This is a genomic window from Methylocapsa sp. D3K7 (assembly GCF_029855125.1).
Lineage (GTDB): Bacteria > Pseudomonadota > Alphaproteobacteria > Rhizobiales > Beijerinckiaceae > Methylocapsa.
The window spans coordinates 1,229,439-1,246,122 of sequence record NZ_CP123229.1 but is presented as its reverse complement, the minus strand read 5'-3'; the positions used below and the strand labels follow the sequence as shown (position 1 = coordinate 1,246,122).

At 58.6% G+C, this 16,684-nt stretch carries 12 protein-coding genes; 10 read left to right on the top strand and 2 right to left on the bottom strand.

The features are described 5' to 3' along the window. Positions 1–356 precede the first annotated feature (356 nt). The 4 genes from QEV83_RS05580 (at position 357) to QEV83_RS05565 (ending at position 6,679) form a co-directional block, all read left to right on the top strand. A complete protein-coding gene (locus QEV83_RS05580; RefSeq protein ID WP_280130244.1) occupies positions 357–1,559 on the top strand; it encodes a pyridoxal phosphate-dependent aminotransferase in 1,203 nt (400 codons plus the stop codon). 424 nt (positions 1,560–1,983) lie between these two features. Next, positions 1,984–4,041, top strand: coding sequence for a tetratricopeptide repeat protein (locus QEV83_RS05575; RefSeq protein WP_280130243.1), 2,058 nt, complete (start codon positions 1,984–1,986; stop codon positions 4,039–4,041). A gap of 815 nt (positions 4,042–4,856) precedes the next feature. Continuing rightward, positions 4,857–5,381 (top strand): GcrA family cell cycle regulator, encoded by a 525-nt coding sequence (locus QEV83_RS05570; RefSeq protein ID WP_280130242.1) that lies wholly within the window; start codon positions 4,857–4,859, stop codon positions 5,379–5,381. 374 nt (positions 5,382–5,755) lie between these two features. Beyond that, entirely contained in the window at positions 5,756–6,679 is a 924-nt protein-coding gene (locus QEV83_RS05565; RefSeq protein WP_280130241.1) for a DUF2090 domain-containing protein, read from the top strand. A 36-nt stretch (positions 6,680–6,715) separates the two neighbouring features. Here QEV83_RS05565 and QEV83_RS05560 read toward each other — a convergent pair whose 3' ends face one another. Further along, positions 6,716–7,495 carry an ROK family protein gene (locus QEV83_RS05560; RefSeq protein ID WP_280130240.1) on the bottom strand — a complete coding sequence of 260 codons (780 nt, stop codon included), beginning with the start codon at positions 7,493–7,495 and terminating at the stop codon, positions 6,716–6,718. A 17-nt stretch (positions 7,496–7,512) separates the two neighbouring features. Then, a complete protein-coding gene (locus QEV83_RS05555) occupies positions 7,513–9,714 on the bottom strand; it encodes a glycogen debranching N-terminal domain-containing protein (RefSeq protein WP_280130239.1) in 2,202 nt (733 codons plus the stop codon). A gap of 256 nt (positions 9,715–9,970) precedes the next feature. Here QEV83_RS05555 and gnd point away from each other — a divergent pair, with 256 nt between their 5' ends. The 6 genes from gnd to QEV83_RS05525 all read left to right on the top strand — a co-directional run bounded on the left by gnd (position 9,971) and on the right by QEV83_RS05525 (position 16,537). Next, positions 9,971–10,999, top strand: coding sequence for a phosphogluconate dehydrogenase (NAD(+)-dependent, decarboxylating) (gene gnd / locus QEV83_RS05550; RefSeq protein WP_280130238.1), 1,029 nt, complete (start codon positions 9,971–9,973; stop codon positions 10,997–10,999). After that, complete coding sequence (gene zwf, locus QEV83_RS05545; RefSeq protein ID WP_280130237.1) at positions 11,000–12,385, top strand: glucose-6-phosphate dehydrogenase; 1,386 nt, start codon at positions 11,000–11,002, stop codon at positions 12,383–12,385. Beyond that, entirely contained in the window at positions 12,382–13,056 is a 675-nt protein-coding gene (locus tag QEV83_RS05540; protein ID WP_280130236.1) for an HAD family hydrolase, read from the top strand. Before zwf ends, QEV83_RS05540 begins: the two co-directional genes overlap by 4 nt. A 275-nt stretch (positions 13,057–13,331) precedes the next feature. Beyond that, the gene (locus QEV83_RS05535) at positions 13,332–14,576 is read left to right on the top strand and encodes an efflux RND transporter periplasmic adaptor subunit (RefSeq protein ID WP_280130235.1); all 1,245 of its coding nucleotides are present in this window, start codon (positions 13,332–13,334) and stop codon (positions 14,574–14,576) included. Then, the gene (locus QEV83_RS05530) at positions 14,577–15,320 is read left to right on the top strand and encodes an ABC transporter ATP-binding protein (RefSeq protein ID WP_280130234.1); all 744 of its coding nucleotides are present in this window, start codon (positions 14,577–14,579) and stop codon (positions 15,318–15,320) included. Then, on the top strand, positions 15,317–16,537 hold the full coding sequence (locus QEV83_RS05525; protein WP_280130233.1) for an ABC transporter permease: 1,221 nt from the start codon (positions 15,317–15,319) through the stop codon (positions 16,535–16,537). Before QEV83_RS05530 ends, QEV83_RS05525 begins: the two co-directional genes overlap by 4 nt. Positions 16,538–16,684: the final 147 nt, after the last annotated feature.

The window sequence follows — 16,684 nt, the reverse complement described above, 5'->3', positions numbered from 1 at the left end:
AAAGCGTTGCTTTGTTTATGCTTGGTGTTTTTAGCGCCGGGCGGGCTAGCAAGCGGTGCGCGGGCGCACAAAACATGCGCGCCAGTTGCTGCTTACAGTCAAGAGCTGCACGGGACAACTAAAACTCAGCCTAAGTATGGTTCCTAGTGATAAGTTTTTTCGGGCCTTGGCGCACTGCGAAAGCAATTTCAAAGTTAATGGCCAGTAAAATCCGCCGCCTGAGAAGTATCGCGCGGATGACGCCGCGGAAGGGTTTTTCCTGTTGCCTTCACCGGCCTGGAAACCTAAGGTCGCGCTCGAATTCAGGGCCGCGCGTTCGCCGCTGAGCCCGCTTTTCCTATAACTGGATCTTGCACATGTCTTTCATCGCCGATGCGCTTTTGCGGGTCAAACCCTCCGCCACCATCGCGGCCACCCAAAAGGCGCGCGATCTGAAGAACGCCGGACGGGATATCATTTCCCTTTCGACAGGGGAGCCCGATTTCGACACGCCGGACAATATCAAGAAAGCAGCGATCAAAGCGATCGAGCGCGGCGAGACGAAATATACGCCGGTTGCCGGAATCCCGCCCCTGCGCGAAGCGATCGCGCAAAAATTCAAGCGCGAGAACGGGCTCGACTACAAGGCTTCGCAGACGATCGTCGGCACCGGCGGCAAGCATATTTTGTTCAATGCGTTTCTCGCGACCCTGAACCGTGGCGACGAGGTCATCATTCCGGCGCCTTATTGGGTGAGCTACCCCGATATGGTTCTCATCGCGGGCGGCACGCCGGTCGCCGTGGAGACGAAGATGGAGCACGGCTTCAAACTGCAAGCCGAAGCGCTCGATAAGGCGATCACGCCAAAAACCAAATGGCTGATTTTGAATTCGCCGTCGAACCCCTCGGGCGCCGCCTACACACGGGCGGAATTGAAGGCGCTCACCGATGTGTTGTTGCGCCATCCGCAGGTCTGGGTGCTGACCGACGACATCTATGAGCATCTAACCTATGGCGATTTTGTTTTCACCACGCCCGCGCAAGTCGAGCCGGAACTGATCTCCCGCACGCTCACCATGAATGGCGTGTCGAAAGCCTATGCGATGACCGGCTGGCGGATCGGCTATGCGGCCGGGCCGGAGCCGCTCATCAAGGCGATGGACATGCTGCAAGGCCAGCAGACATCTGGCGCCTGTTCGATCGCGCAATGGGCCTCAGTCGAGGCACTCACTGGCCCGCAGGATTTCATCAAGGAGCGGGCAAAAATTTTTGAGACGCGGCGTGACCTCGTGGTCTCGATGCTCAACCAGGCCAAATATCTGACCTGCCCTTCGCCGGAAGGCGCGTTTTATGTCTATCCGTCCTGCGCGGCCGCCATCGGCAAGAAAACGCCGGACGGCAAACCGATCACCAATGACGAGGAATTTTCTACCGCGCTGCTGGAAGCCGAAGGTGTCGCGGTGGTGCATGGAACCGCCTTTGGTCTCGGCCCGAATTTTAGGATTTCCTACGCGACATCGACCGCGATGCTCGAAGACGCCTGCGCGAAAATCCAGCGCTTTTGCGCGAGTCTGGTTTAAAACATCAAAGTTGTAAGGTTTTGCCCTCCAATCGGACAAAAGTGTTTCACGTGAAACGTTTTGGTACGATTGGAGGTCTGTGCAAAAGCACTTCTGCGAGATGCGGCGAGGTCTGAATCGGGGATTTTGCGCAAGCGGACATTTGCATTACGGTACAGGCTGGGATTTGCTGTGAACAGCCTCGCCCTTCATCCTGAGCGGAAGGAAGCCCGAGGTTCCATTGCGAGCGAAGTGGTTCGCGAAGCGAACGCAATGGAAGAGGGCGACTGGAGAGAGCCCGCGAAGCGGGCGTCGCGAAGGATGGCTGCGTGGCTGGCGAGGTGCCCTCGTGCTTCGAGACGGGTTTTTCGAACCCTCCTTAGCATGAGGGCTTAGGTTTGTTTCCGCATTTAAGACGGGTTTTTGGCTTTTCGGTTTTTCGAAAATGACTTCCTGGCTCGGGGGAATTCTTAAAGACCCGGAAAAGCGCGCGATTGCCTCGTGGCTCGGCGCCGGCGCGTTGGCGGTTGCAGGTGTCATAGGGTCCATTATTGCTTTTTACGTCGATCACAAAGAACCCCACGAAAAAAGCGTCACGAATATCTACATTCTCGATGAGAATGCGGCCAAAACCCTTACCGCGCAGCTTATCTCCGATCGACTGACCCCGGCCTCATCTGGTTCCCGGGAGGCAGTCGGCGGTGCGGTGGAATCAATCGCGCGAGGAGCGGCGGCAGGCGATGGCCGCCTCCAGCAAGCGCTTGCGCTCCTGAAGGAAAACAAAGTGGGTGAGGCAGTGCAGCTCCTGAGCTCCATCGCCGAGGAAAAGACGGCACGTGCCGAACAGGCGGCCACGCGGGCCGAGCAGGCGATTACGCAGGCTGAAAATGACAGGAAAGAAGCCGCTATCGCCTACCGGAATTTTGGCGCCATTGCCGCTCTTCGTGACCCTAAGAAATCTCTCGAAGCATATGCTAGAGCGGTCGAGTTGAACCCGGACGATAAGGAGTCCCTCTATTGGCACGGCTGGCTTAGCCTACTGGCTGGCCATCTCACGGCTGCCGAAAAGAGTTTGGCCCAATTGCTTAAACTTGCGTCGGCAACGGGAGATCAACGTGGCGTTTATCGTGCCAACCTTCGGCTTGGCGAACTTGCTCAAGCACGTGGAGAATTGGCAGTAGGCCTCGATGACGAGGAAAAGGCCAAACAAATCGCGATCGAGCAGACGGCCGTTAACCCAGACGATAGAGAATGGCAGCGCGATCTCGCGGTGGCCTACGAAAAGATCGCCGACGTTCACGTAGTACAGGGCAAACTTGCCGATGCACTGAAACACTATAAGGACGATACTATTATCACTGAGCGCCTCGCAAAATCTGATCCCATGGATGCTCGTGGGCAGCGCGATCTCTCAATCTGCTATGACAAGATTGGTGATGTTGAAATGGCACAGGGCGACCTGAATGGTGCGCTTAAATCCTATCAGGAAGGCCTTGCTATCAAAGAACACCTCGCGCAATTCGACCCAGACAGTCCCGGCTGGCAGGCCGATCTGTCGGTGAGCTACGAGAAACTCGGCGGCGTGCAAGAGGTGCAAGGCAACCTGGCAGGCGCGCTGAAATCTTACTCTGACAGCCTCGCCATTAGAGAGCGCCTGGCGACATCGGACCCCAGCAATGCGGGCTGGCAGCGCGATCTGTCGGTGAGCTACAACAAGGTGGGCGGCGTGCAAGAGGCGCAAGGCAACCTGGCAGGCGCGCTGAAATCTTACTCTGACAGCCTCGCCATTAGAGAGCGCCTGGCGACATCGGACCCCAGCAATGCGGGCTGGCAGCGCGATCTGTCGGTGAGCTACAACAAGGTGGGCGGCGTGCAAGAGGCGCAAGGCAACCTGGCGGGCGCGCTGAAATCTTACTCTGACAGCCTCGCCATTGCCGACCGCCTCGCGGCCTCCGACCCCGGCAATGCCCAGTGGCAATATGATCTCGGGATTAGCAACGAGCGGATTGGTGGCGTGCAGGAGGCGCAGGGTGATCTTAAGGCAGCGTTCAAATCCTACGAGGCCAAGAGAGAGATTATTTCCCGCCTCGCGGCCTCCGACTCCGTCAATGCGGGCTGGCAGCGCGATCTATCGGTGTCGTACAATAAGCTGGGCAGTGTGCAAGAGGCGCAAGGCAACCTTTCTGGCGCGCTGAAATCCTACTCTGACAGCCTCGCCATTAGAGACCGTCTCGCGTCGTCCGACCCCGGCAATGCGGGTTGGCAGCGCGATCTGTCATATAGCTTTGGCAAGCTCGCCTCTCTGCACCGGCAATCCGGCGACACGGCAAAGGCGCGCGGCTTTTTGCAGCAAGGCCAAGCGATCATGGTGCGCCTGACAAAACTCTCGCCGGACAATGCTGTTTGGAAGAAAGACCTCGCCTGGTTCGAAGGGCAGATCAAAGAGCTGGACGATAGCGCCGGTCATAGCCGGGCATCGCCCCGGTCATCGAAACACCCATGACAAGAGTCTGGATGCCCGGCTCAAGGCCGGGCATGACGTGACGCAGTGGATGCCTCATTTCCGCGCGTCTTGCGCGGGAAAAGCCATTCATCGGACGGCAGCAGAAAAGCGTATCTGAACTTTGAACTCAAGGATCTTCGACCGCCGGAGGCGGCGCGCCCTCATGCTGAGGAACTTGCGCAGCAAGCGTCTCGAAGCAGGCGCGTCCTTGACTTCAAAGTTCAGATACGCTCGGGTCGGCCGTGCGATGAATGGGGAGTTGCGGCCGAGATGGCCGGTTATTTAAGAAGTGGGGAGATGCCTTTTCCCCCAGAATTGTGCGCAGCGAGTTCCGCTCAATCTTCGAGACGCTAGCCCGCTGCCCGTTAGATTTTGTTTGCTGACAAGCCTCACAGAAAAAACGCGCGGCTTACATCGCGCGAATGGAACGGCCAGCCCGGCGCAAGCTCAATTTGACACCATACATTGTCCGGCAGCAGCCTCCACCGCGCCATGATCCAGTTCATTTTGTGGCGGTGTGAGGGAAAGTTGGCGGGAAATGGCGGTTGACCGCGCGATGCAAGCTGTTGTTGAAAACATTCCGCGACGTGATACGCGGCTTGCGCATGATTTCATCGCTAGTGTAGTTTGTCCCATGGAAACTACGAAAGCTTAGGCAAGAGACGGCTTGAAATTACGCCGCGTTGAACTTTGCCGCCGCAGGCGGAGTTATGTGTCATGCGGTGTTTATTGAATGCATTTTTGGTGAGTTCGATGTTTTGATCGGAATTCCAAACGACTCTCATTGCACGATGGCAAGTTTCTAGGAGGCCCTGATGTCCTGGACCAATGAACGAATCGAGTTGTTGCAAAAGCTATGGCTTGAAGGCTGTAGTGCCAGCCGTATCGCAGGCGAACTCGGTGCCGGGGTGACGCGCAACGCGGTGATCGGCAAGGTCTTCCGTCTCGGGCTCTCGGGCCGGGTCAAGGCAGTGGCGGGACATGTGCCAGCGCAGTCGCATCAAAAAGCACCACGGCGCCAGGCACCGCAGCGTTCTGGCACCCACGCGTCCATCGGCAATACCGCTCTGGCCTTGCAGCCGATGGTGATGGAAGATGTGCGGCCTCTCGTGGCAAGGGATGTTGTCGTCCCAATTTGTGAACCCGTGACCATCATGGAATTGCGGGAGTCGATGTGCCGCTGGCCGATGGGAGATCCGGCGCAGTCCGAATTCCGTTACTGCGGTGCAAAAAAATTGCCGGGCGCGGGACCATATTGCTCCTGCCACGCCGGCATCGCCTATCACGGTCCGAATGATCGCCGCCGGGAGAGGCCGCCGCAACGCCAGTCCCGCGGCTAACTCAGCCTCTATAAGCGTGACCATAGGGGTGAAATCGCTATCCGCGTCGCGCCCGCAAAGAGAAATTCCGCGCCTTGATGGAACTCGTCACGGTGCCGTCATGGGGGAGCCCTCTGGAATTTCATCCATCGCGAGGCTCCTATCTGAGGCTGGTGCCCGTGGGGCCAAAGGCCCACAGCGAAGGCCGCGGCCGCTGCAAGCCCCTCTCTTTCCCCGCCGTCTCGCGTGTTGAACGTATCGAAGTCCAATCGACGGCGAGAGTTGGCCTACGCCGGGCGGGATCTGAGTCTCGCCACTACCAATGCGTTGATCCCGCGTTATCATAGGATACGCTGACAACGCCGCCACCGCGCTATCCATCGGCAGGAGCGAATATGAGCACGATTCGACCCGTTGGGTATAACAAGCCGCTCTACATCCTGCCGTTCGACCATCGCAGCTCCTTCGAAAAAGGTCTTTATGGATGGAGCGGGGGGCTGAGCGCCGAGCAGACCGAGCGCATTGCGAAGACCAAGGATATCATATTTGACGGGTTTAAGTTTGCTCTCGGGACCGGACTGTCAAAGGACCGGGCCGGTATCCTCGTCGATGAGCAGTTTGGCGCGCGCATCCTGCGCGATGCTGCCGAAAATGGCTTCATCACCGCGATGCCGGCGGAAAAGAGCGGCGAGGCCGAGTTTCAATTCGAGTTCGGCTCGCAATATGGCGCCCATATCGAGCAATTCAAACCGACCTTCGTCAAGGTCTTGGTGCGCTATAATCCCGAAGATGACGCGGCGATGAATCGCCGGCAGGCCGCCCGTCTTAAGGAGCTGGCCGACTATTGCCACAGCCATAATTTCTATTTCATGTTCGAATTGCTGGTGCCAGCCACCCCTGCGCAGATGGAGAGCGTGGGAGGTGATCAGAATCGTTATGACCTTGATTTGAGGCCCTTGCTGATGGTGGCCGCGTTGGAACAGCTGCAGAATGCCGGTGTCGAGCCCGATGTCTGGAAGATCGAAGGTTTGGACCGGGCCGAGGATTGTTTCAAAATCGTGGACATGGCGCGCCGTGACGGCCGCGAACAGGTCGGATGCATCATTCTCGGGCGCGGCTCCAATGAGCAGAAGGTGGTGGAGTGGCTTCGTGTGGCGGCCGCCGTGCCGGGATTCATTGGCTTTGCGGTGGGACGGACGTCCTTCTGGGAGCCGCTGGTCGCGTGGCGTGACGGCAAGATCCAGCGCCAGGAGGCGGTCGAGAGCATTGCCCGCAGATATTTGGAATGGGTCACGGTGTTCGAAGAAGTGGAGACGTGATGCAGGAACCAAGCGCGCGAAGGGGCACCATGGAGCCTAAACCGGCTGTCCAGCAAAAGCAGGGGGATGCTCAGCAAATGCGTGATCCAGCCGCGCGTCCCAGAGCCGCACGCCACCCGTAATCCCGGCCGAGTTGCAAACGATCTTCACATTGGAAGGCAATGGGTTTTCGATCAGCTTTGCATTGCCCCCGCCAATGTAGAGCATGTCATAGTTGATCACAGTTTCGAGGATGCCGATAACCTTGCGGACACGCTTGTTCCAGCGCCGCTTGCCGGCGCGTTCCAGCGCAGCCTCGCCCACATATTCGTCATAGGTCTTATGCTTGCGAAGGGGATGCTGGCTGAGTTCGAGATGCGGCGCGATCTCGCCGTCGCGAAACAAAGCAAAGCCCATTCCCGTGCCCATGGTCAAAACGCATTCGAGACCCTGGCCACTGATAACCCCGAGGCCTTGGATGCTGGCATCGTTCAGCATGCGAACCGGCTTACCCAAATCTTTCGCCATGACATCTGCGAGCCGGAAGTCATGCCACGCCTTGGTCCCGAGATTGGGCGCCGTCAAAACAAAATCCGCCCGCACCACGCCCGGGAAGCCGATTGAGACGCGATCAAACTGGCCGAGCCTCTGCGAGACGCCGATCAGCGCCGCGACCACGGCCTCCGGCGTGGCTGGCTTCGGGGTCTTGACGCGGATGGGAACTGAAGACATCTCTCCTGATTCGTCGAGAATGGCCGCCTTGAGATGACTGCCGCCGATGTCGATGGCAAGGGTCAGCGGTTCCGCCTGTCCGGTGTGATCGTTGGTGTTCGGCATGGAGTCACCTCTTGATTTCATGGTCGCGGCTTTTTGACCCGTCTGAGCGGCTCCGCATGGTCCCGGAGCTGAGCCGCCTTGAGGCCCATTTCACAGCGTTCCACCAGTTTTGCATCGCCATTGAGCACTTCGAACTCGGTTCGCTCTCCCTCGCGCCAGAAGCGGATATCGAATGTGTGCCGGCCTAGGCGAAGATCACGAATCCTGAGGTCCGGCAACCAATCCGGCAATAACGGATCGACATAAAGTTTATTCCGTGGAGCATCGGGCAGGAACCCCAGCATGGCCTGCGTCAGCATGAAGATCGATCCGGCCGCCCAGGCTTGCGGCACATTGGCGCCGATATATTGCACCGGGAATGTCGTCCCGTCGCGTTGAAAGGCCGTGTAGAGCTCCGGCAATTGGTTCAATAGGAAGTAGCTTCCTCCGATGCTGATGTCATGCGCGATCCGGGCCGCCTCCGCGCCAAAGCCATAGAGCTTGAACCCCAGCGCGATAATTCCATTGTCGTGCGGCCACACCGATCCCGTTTGATAATTGTAGGGATTGAATGCCGGATGATCGGCCGAGAGCGTGCGGATGCCCCATCCCGTCCACATGTCCGGCGCCATCAGGCGTTCCACGACACGTTTGGCCCGTTCCCGAGGCACGATCCCGCACCAAAGGCAATGGCCGGCATTTGAGGCGACGGTCAGGACCTTTTTCTTATCGCCATCGAGCGCGTAGGCGTAAAAGCCAAGTTCGTCATCCCAAAATGCCGCGTTAAACCGTTCGAACAAAGCGGCGGCCTTTGCCCGCAACTCCGCCGCACGATCGCTTTTGCCGAGCGCGTCAAATACCTCGGCCATGCGAAGCCACGCACTGTAAACATAGCCCTGGAGTTCGCAGAGTGCTTTCGGCCCCTTGACGAGCGAGCCGTCCGGATAGACGACGCAGTCGCCAGAATCCTTCCACGCCATGTTCTCGTACCCGACCGGAGATCGCGTCTGATATTCCTGAAAGCCATCTCCATCGCGGTCTCCATAGTGATCGATCCATGACAGGCAGCCCTCTGCGGTCTCAAGATGCCGCTCCAGCAAGGCTTGGTCGCCGGTCGCGCGCCAGGCCGCATGCAAGGTGATCAAATATAGCGGAGTGGCGTCGGCGGTGCCAAAATAAGGCGTGTGCGGGATCAATTTGAAATGGGCCAATTCACCATAGCGCAATTCGTGGAAAATCTTGCCCGGCTCAGCGTCCCGGTAGGGGTCATCTTCCTTCGCCTGAAGAGAGCCGAGGATGTCCAAGGTGCCTCGCGCGAATTCCGAATGGATCAAAATATTCTGCAGCGAGACGATGAGACTGTCGCGTCCGAATGGGGCGATGAACCAGGGAAGCCCAGCGGCAGGCAAAAAGACGATATGGTCCGTACCTTTGATAGGTAAGCGGAGCGCGGCCATGTCTTCCAGGGCGCGGCGAAAAAGCCGGTAGAATTCTTCATTGCTGGTCTGGATTTTTGCCACAGTCCGTAGCCAATCCGCCAGGGTTTCGGCGTGGCTGGACTTGGGATGATCTTCGGCGCAGTCCTGTGGCGGAGCCAAATGTTTGTCATTGTCCATCAAGCTATAGAGAAGACATGTATGCCAAGCCTCTCCAGGATTGATAGCAACCTCGAAACTGAGACGGCCATTTGCATAGACCGCTTCTTTGGGAACGCGATGCGCAGATATGGTAACAGCTCTGCTAAAGTCTCTGTTGCGATAGGTCGTGCAAAGCCGTTGGCGCGCCTGCGTCCATTCCGTTGTGATCCGCCCCCGGCGTACGATATTGCCTGATTTCACCTCGAAGAGATCGGCGAAATCGCAGCGGATGGCGATCTCGAGCTGAAATTTTACCGGCTTCATACTGTTGTTCGTAATGTCGAGATCTTCGTGCATTCCGTGATGAATCCACCGGCTTATGGTGAAGCCAAGTGTGCGCGGCGCAATGATGCCCGCTTCCGTCGCGAAAGCCCGATTGGTCAGGAAGATACGCGCCGCGTAATAGGTGACGGGACCGCCGTTCAACAACTCCCAAGGCTCTCCATTGGCGTAGACGGTCCAACTGCTGACGACGCGCGTATCGAGAAAGTAAAGACCCCTTTCGCTCGGCCAATTGATCTGTCCGTCGGGATCGCTGATGAGGACGGTCTGGCCTTGATGGATGGAGATCTGGGGCGGACCGATCTGGACCTTGAACGGCATGGCGATGCGCTCCCGTTGAAAAGCCCACCGTCCGGGCTTGGGAAAAATGCTGAAGCCTGGTGTCCGCCGTATGGTTAAGACTCTGTTCCGTGAACGAATATAACGCGCGAGACGTTCAGATCATCCCCGCTCCAGCGCTTAATTTTTATTTTTTGATGTAATGCCGTCTCGTGGCAAGCGCATGGCGTCACCGGTCCTGGCTTTGCCGCTGGAACAAGCGCGCGCTATAAACAGTTTCGCTTAGGGGAGGACACAAATGCAAATTGGCATGATCGGTCTTGGTCGGATGGGTGCCAATATGGCGATGCGGCTTATGAAGGCCGGCCATGAATGCGTGGTGTACGATAGCCATCCGGAGCCCGTCCAAGCCCTGGTCAAGGAGGGGGCCGAAGGCTCGACCAGTCTGCCGGCCTTCGTGAAAAGTCTGTCAAAGCCGCGCGCCCTGTGGCTGATGGTGCCGGCGGCAGCGGTGGATGCCGTCCTGACTTCTCTGACGCCGCTGCTCAAACCGGGCGACATTCTCATCGACGGCGGCAACTCCTACTATCATGATGACATCCGCCGCGCGGCCGAGCTAAAGCAAACGGGGCTTCATTATGTCGATGTCGGCGTAAGTGGAGGGGTGTGGGGACTGGAGCGAGGCTACTGCCAAATGATTGGCGGCGAGCCTACAATTGTCCAGCATCTTGATCCCATCTTCCGTGCTCTTGCTCCAGGAGTGGGGACGGCGCCGCGTACGGCTGGGGCGACCGGAGAGCCAAGTCAGGCCGAGCAGGGTTATCTGTATTGCGGGCCGAACGGCGGCGGTCACTTTGTCAAGATGGTCCACAATGGGATCGAATATGGCATCATGGCCGCCTATTCGGAAGGTTTGAACATCATCAAGAATGCCAATGCTGGCCATGTCACGCGCGACGTGGACGCGGAAACGACGCCATTGCGCAATCCAGAATTTTACCGCTACGATTTTGACATTGCGCAGATCGCCGAAGTCTGGCGGCGCAGCAGCGTCATTGGCTCATGGCTCCTCGATCTTACCGCCGCGGCACTCCGCCACAATCCGGAGCTGACGAGTTTTGCGGGACATGTCTCTGATTCCGGCGAAGGTCGCTGGACATTGCAGGCGGCAATCGACGAAGGCGTCCCAGCCCCTGTCATCAGCGCCGCTCTGTTTGGGCGGTTCGAATCGCGCGGGCTGGCCGAATATGCTGACAAGCTGCTCTCAGCGATGCGCTACGAATTTGGCGGCCATATCGAGAAAGCCGCGAACAAGGACAATGCTTGAATGCGCCCGGTTTCCGACGCGCTCGTTTTCTTCGGTGCCACGGGCGACCTTGCCTACAAGCAGATATTTCCGTCGTTGCAGGGGCTCGTTCGTGACGAAGGCCTCGATGTCCCGATCATAGGTGTTGCCAAGGCCGGATGGTCGCTCGATCAGTTGAAGGCGCGCGCTAAGGATAGCCTTTCCAGTCACGGCTGCCTCGACGCAAAAGCCTTTGCCAAGCTCACCAGTCTGCTCCGCTATGTCGACGGCGACTACAATGATCCATCGACTTATGTGCGGCTACGCCAGGAACTCGGCGACGCGAAGCGGCCGCTGCATTATCTTGCCATTCCACCGAGCCTCTTTGGGACGGTTGCCGAGGGACTGGCGACGCTGGGCGCCGGAATGGACGCTCGTCTCGTTGTCGAAAAGCCCTTTGGGCGCGATAGAGAGTCGGCGCGTCAGCTCGATCGCATCCTCAATCGGTTTTTTCCAGAAGAAAACATCTTCCGGATTGATCACTATCTTGGCAAGGAGCCTGTTCAGAACATTCTTTATACGCGATTTTCGAATGCGATGTTCGAGCCGATCTGGAACCGCATTTATATCAACAGCATTCAGATCACCATGGCTGAGAAATTTGGTGTGCAGGACCGTGGCAAATTCTATGATGAGACTGGCGCAATCCGCGACGTGTTTCAAAACCACATGCTGCAGGTGCTCGCCAGCCTGACCATGGACCCGCCGACAGGCGAGGAATGCGATGCTATCCGCGAACAGAAAGCGGCCCTGCTGAAGGCGGTCCGCCCGCTCGACGCGGCGCATGTCGTTCGCGGCCAATATGCAGGTTATCAATCGGTGCCCGGGGTCAAATCTGATTCGACCATCGAGACATTTGTCGCGGCCAAACTTTTCATCGATTCCTGGCGGTGGGCGGGCGTGCCAATCTTCATTCGGGCGGGCAAGGCGCTGCCGCTGACCGCAACGGAGATCATGGTGGATTTCAAAAGACCGCCGCGGGAATCTTTTGCGGAATTTATTCCCCCGGCATCGGGCCACATGCGAATCAGGATCAGCCCGGATGTCACCATTGCCTTGGGGTTGCGGGTCAAACATCCTGGCGAGGGAATGCAAGGTCAGGATGTGGAGCTGATCCTGACCGAGCAGGAGTCGGCTTTCATGCCGCCTTATCAGCGTCTGCTTGGCGACGCGATGCATGGCATCGGGGATCTTTTCGGACGGCAGGATATCGTCGATGCGCAATGGCGGATTGTGGACTCTGTTCTGAACGAGAACGCGCCGCCGATTGCCTATGCCCAGGGAAGTTGGGGACCGAAGGAAGCCAGCCAGCTGATCGGGACAGACGGCCCATGGCATAACCCGCTGCCGGCGGCGCCGGGCCCATGACAACAACGCATGACCTTGTCTTTCTTTTCGACGTTGACAACACGCTCCTTGATAATGATCGCGTCCAAGCTGATATGGCCGCCTATTTGACCGAAGCATTTGGGGCCGACGCCTGCAAACTTTATTGGACCATGTTCGAACAGTTGCGGAGTGAACTCGGCTATGCCGATTACCTCGGTGCTTTGGAGCGATTCCGGCTTGAAAGGATGCACGATCCAAATGTGCTGAGGATGTCAGGCTGGCTCATCGACTATCCCTTTGCCGACCGGCTCTATGCGGGGGCGCTTGATGTCATTCGTCATGTCCAGCAATGGGGTCTCCCCGTCATCCTTTCCGATGGGGACGCGGTATTTCAACCCTGGAAGATCGTGCGCTCTGGGCTCTGGACGGCTTTCGAGGACCGTGTCCTTATCTATGTCCATAAGGAGCACGAGCTTGCCGAGGTCGAGCGCCTATATCCAGCAAAACGCTATGTGATGATCGATGACAAATTGCGCATCCTGAATGCGGTCAAGCAGGTGTGGGGCGAGCGCGTCACCACCGTTTTCCCCAAGCAAGGTCACTACGCGCGAGACCCGAAAGTTCTTGCTGGCTGTTCCCCCGCCGACATTCCGATGGATCGTATTGGCGATTTAACGAATTATGCCATGAGCGCTTTCGCGAACTGGTAACATCGCTTCGTTGAACGCGCCGGCGCCGCGTTTGCCAGCCATTCGCTGAAAGTCAGTTTTCGGCCGGTAAATTCCATGCCTGGCCATCCGCCAGGACAGGGATCGCTTACTCAAGTGTGATTTTCATGAAAACGCGCCGCGTTCTCTACGGTGAGCTAATTTTTGTCGGATGAAACGCTTCTGATCCGTTATAAAGCGGCGGACGTATGCCTGCGACAATCAACCTAGGTTCCTCGGGGGAGCCACGTGCCGAAACGACGGAGCTGTGCAGAATAATGAGCTGGCGGGCCACCACGGATGGGCGTTTGCTGCGCGTGCGGAAGCCTTTGGCCGGCTGGAGGGCGACGGGGCTTGCGCTTGCGGCCACCGCTGCTGTGATGCTGGCGGCTGGGGGGTGGCACTATGCGAGCAGGAGCGATGACGCCGCGCCTTCCTACGAGACGCGACCCGTTGGCGTCGGGGTGGTGGAGCGCAGCATTTCGGCGACCGGTTCGGTGAAGGCCCTTGTGACCGTTGATGTCGGGTCGCAGCTTTCGGGCTTGATCTTCGAAATGAAGGCGGATTTCAACGATCCGGTGAAGGAAGGGGATCTCCTCGCGATCATTGACCGCGCCCCTTTCGAGGCAAAATTGGCATCGGCCGCCGCCAATCTTGCCATGGCAAAGGCGGACATTGGGCTGCGCGAAGCGGCGATGACAAGGGCGCGCGCGAGGATCGCGCAAGACGAGCGCGATGCCACGCGTTTCGAACTGCTATCGCCCAAGGGCGTCGTGTCGCAAAAGAGCCGCGAGGATGCGCAAACCCAGCTTAGCTTGGCGCGAGCCGAGCTGGCGATGGCCGCCGCCCAATTGGAATCGGCCAAGGCGGCCGTCGCGCTCCGCGAGGCCGATGTTTCTCAAGCGCAAATCGATCTCGACCATACCTTGATCCGATCCCCGATCAACGGGGTCGTTGTCGACCGGCGGATACAGCCGGGTCAGACGGTCGCCGCACAATACCAAACGCCGATTTTGTTTCAGATCGCCCAGGATCTTTCGCAAATCCTGATCTTCGCACAGGTCGATGAGGCGGATATCGGTCCCGTGCGGCCCGGTGCCCCGGTCACGTTCTCGGTGGAGGCCTTTCCGGACGAGACATTCGAAGGCACCGTGGAGCAGGTCCGGCTTGCCGCCGCGAAGACCGCTGGCGTCGTCACTTATACGGTGATCATCAAGGCGCAAAACCCCGGCCAACGGCTTTTTCCCGATATGACCGCCACCGTGAAGATTATCGGCGACAGACGCGAGAATGTGCTGAGTGTCCCCAACGATGCATTGCGGTTCCGGCCGCCAGCAGGTGGCCGAGATATCCCGGATGGTGCCGCGATATGGGTGACCGCGCCAAGTGGAGCACTTGAACGGCGGACGGTGCGGTTGGGCCTCCGGGGCGACACGGCAACCGAAATTCTCGATGGCGAGGTCAAGCAGGGCGAGGCGGCCGTCCTGCGCGTCAAGAGCGCGGCGGAGCGGCGGAGGCCTTGAATGTCACCACAATCCGGCGCGCCGGCGGCGCCAATCATCGCTTGCACCTCGCTCAGCAAAATCTACGACCTTGGCGCCGAGCAGGTCCATGCGTTGCACGGGGTGACCTTTAGCATTTCGCGCGGCGAGTTCGTCGCCATCATGGGAGCGTCCGGGTCAGGCAAATCGACCTTGGCCAATCTCCTTGGCGCGCTCGACACGCCAACCTCCGGCATACTCGTGATCGATGGTGAGCCAGTTGCCGAATTGTCTGGCGACGGGCTGGCGCGCTTGCGCAACCGGGACATCGGCTTTGTGTTCCAGCAATTCAATCTGCTGTCCCGGATGAGCGCGCTTGAAAATGTCATGCTGCCGCTCGTCTACGCGCCGCGAACGGAGGGGAATGCGGCGGCCCGCGCCCGCGCCAAGCTCGAAGCGGTCGGACTCGGTGCCCGCCTTCAGCACCGGCCGGCGCAGCTTTCCGGGGGTCAGCAGCAGCGGGTGGCCATCGCGCGCGCTCTTATCAACAATCCCGGCATCATCATCGCCGACGAACCGACGGGCGCGCTCGACACCCATACCTCGGATGAGATCATGGATCTTTTCGTGAAACTTCATGCCGAAGGGCTCACGGTGATCGTGATCACCCATGAACCGGACGTCGCCGCCTACGCCGGGCGCCTGTTGCGTTTTCGTGATGGCGAACTCATCGAGGACGTGCGCCAAAATGCCTCCCGGTTGCCCGCTGGGGGCTCCAAGCCATGACACCGGCCGCTTTGCTCTCCGAGGCGGTCACTTCGCTGCGACTCAACGCGCTGCGCAGCGCACTCACCGCCATTGGTGTCATCATAGGTGTCGCGGGCATCATTGTTCTTGGAGCGGCCGGTGGCGGCGCCGAGAAGATGGTCGAGAAACAGCTCTCCGCAATGGGTGCCGACACTCTGATCGCAAGCCCAATCAAGGTGACCAATGCCGGTCAGCGGGGCCCTGTCGTGCAGCTGACCGACGAGGATGTGAGGGCCATCGCAGAGCGTGTCCCGGATGTCCGCCATATTTCCAGGGAAGTCGATGGAAATGTTACGATCATTGCTGGCAACAAGAGCTGGACTCCCCAATATTGGGGTGTCGATGCCGCATATGCTGATGTGTTTAACGTGACGACATCGGAGGGCCGGTTCTTCGAGGAACGAGAGGTGCGGTCGGGAGCCAAGGTCATCGTACTTGGCGCAACAGTTGCGGAAAAACTGTTCGGGTCCGGGTCACCGGTTGACCAAATGGTGCGCATGGGCGGGGTACCTATGCAGGTCATTGGCGTGCGTTCACAACTCGGATCTGTTGGCGGACAAGATTTTGACAATCACGTTATCGTTCCGATTACGACGGCCCGCTCGCGCTTGCCGCAAGAGGATAGGGCCTCGGCGCATCAGCTCAATTTGATCGATATGAAAGTCGCGCCGGACGCGGACCGGGGGGCCACCAAGGATACGATCCTGGCGCTGCTGCGCCAGCGCAAGCATATCCATGAGGGCGAGCAAGACAGGTTCGATATGTTCGATCCAACACAGTTTGTCGAGCTGATGAATGCCACGCAAACGACGCTTAGTTGGCTGCTCGCGGCGACAGCGGCAATTTCGCTCGTCGTGGGTGGGGTTGGCATTATGAATATCATGCTGGTGTCGGTCACCGAGCGCACGCACGAGATTGGTCTTCGCATGGCGATCGGCGCCCGCAAGCGCGATATTCTCGCGCAATTTTTGACTGAAGCCGTCGTGCTCTGTCTTGCAGCAGGCGCCGTGGGGTTCGCTCTTGGTGTCGCTGGCGGCTATGGGGTGGCGCAGGTGGCGGGCTGGCCCTTGATTATTGGACCGTCGAGCGTGGTCATAGCGGTTTTGTCTTCCGTTGGGGTTGGAGTTCTCTTCGGCTATCTCCCGGCGCGCCGGGCCGCGGCGCTCAATCCGATTGATGCGCTACGGCGTGAATAAACATCGTGATTTGACAGTGCAAAAATGCCACGTCGTTTGGCAAAAGCGGGGCCAATGCCGCCCCGCGCTTTGAAAGCCACTCTGTCGCAGGTACACTTCCCGTTGATTTGGCGCATTTGATCCGCACCAATGGGATATGCTGAACGA

What these genes read in the sequence shown, in the direction of transcription:
- QEV83_RS05580 (WP_280130244.1), top strand. Translation starts at nt 357, where the DNA reads ATGTCTTTCATCGCCGATGCGCTTTTGCGGGTCAAACCCTCCGCCACC.
- QEV83_RS05575 (WP_280130243.1), top strand. Translation starts at nt 1,984, where the DNA reads ATGACTTCCTGGCTCGGGGGAATTCTTAAAGACCCGGAAAAGCGCGCG.
- QEV83_RS05570 (WP_280130242.1), top strand. Translation starts at nt 4,857, where the DNA reads ATGTCCTGGACCAATGAACGAATCGAGTTGTTGCAAAAGCTATGGCTT.
- QEV83_RS05565 (WP_280130241.1), top strand. Translation starts at nt 5,756, where the DNA reads ATGAGCACGATTCGACCCGTTGGGTATAACAAGCCGCTCTACATCCTG.
- QEV83_RS05560 (WP_280130240.1), bottom strand. Translation starts at nt 7,495, where the DNA reads ATGCCGAACACCAACGATCACACCGGACAGGCGGAACCGCTGACCCTT.
- QEV83_RS05555 (WP_280130239.1), bottom strand. Translation starts at nt 9,714, where the DNA reads ATGCCGTTCAAGGTCCAGATCGGTCCGCCCCAGATCTCCATCCATCAA.
- gnd (WP_280130238.1), top strand. Translation starts at nt 9,971, where the DNA reads ATGCAAATTGGCATGATCGGTCTTGGTCGGATGGGTGCCAATATGGCG.
- zwf (WP_280130237.1), top strand. Translation starts at nt 11,000, where the DNA reads ATGCGCCCGGTTTCCGACGCGCTCGTTTTCTTCGGTGCCACGGGCGAC.
- QEV83_RS05540 (WP_280130236.1), top strand. Translation starts at nt 12,382, where the DNA reads ATGACAACAACGCATGACCTTGTCTTTCTTTTCGACGTTGACAACACG.
- QEV83_RS05535 (WP_280130235.1), top strand. Translation starts at nt 13,332, where the DNA reads ATGAGCTGGCGGGCCACCACGGATGGGCGTTTGCTGCGCGTGCGGAAG.
- QEV83_RS05530 (WP_280130234.1), top strand. Translation starts at nt 14,577, where the DNA reads ATGTCACCACAATCCGGCGCGCCGGCGGCGCCAATCATCGCTTGCACC.
- QEV83_RS05525 (WP_280130233.1), top strand. Translation starts at nt 15,317, where the DNA reads ATGACACCGGCCGCTTTGCTCTCCGAGGCGGTCACTTCGCTGCGACTC.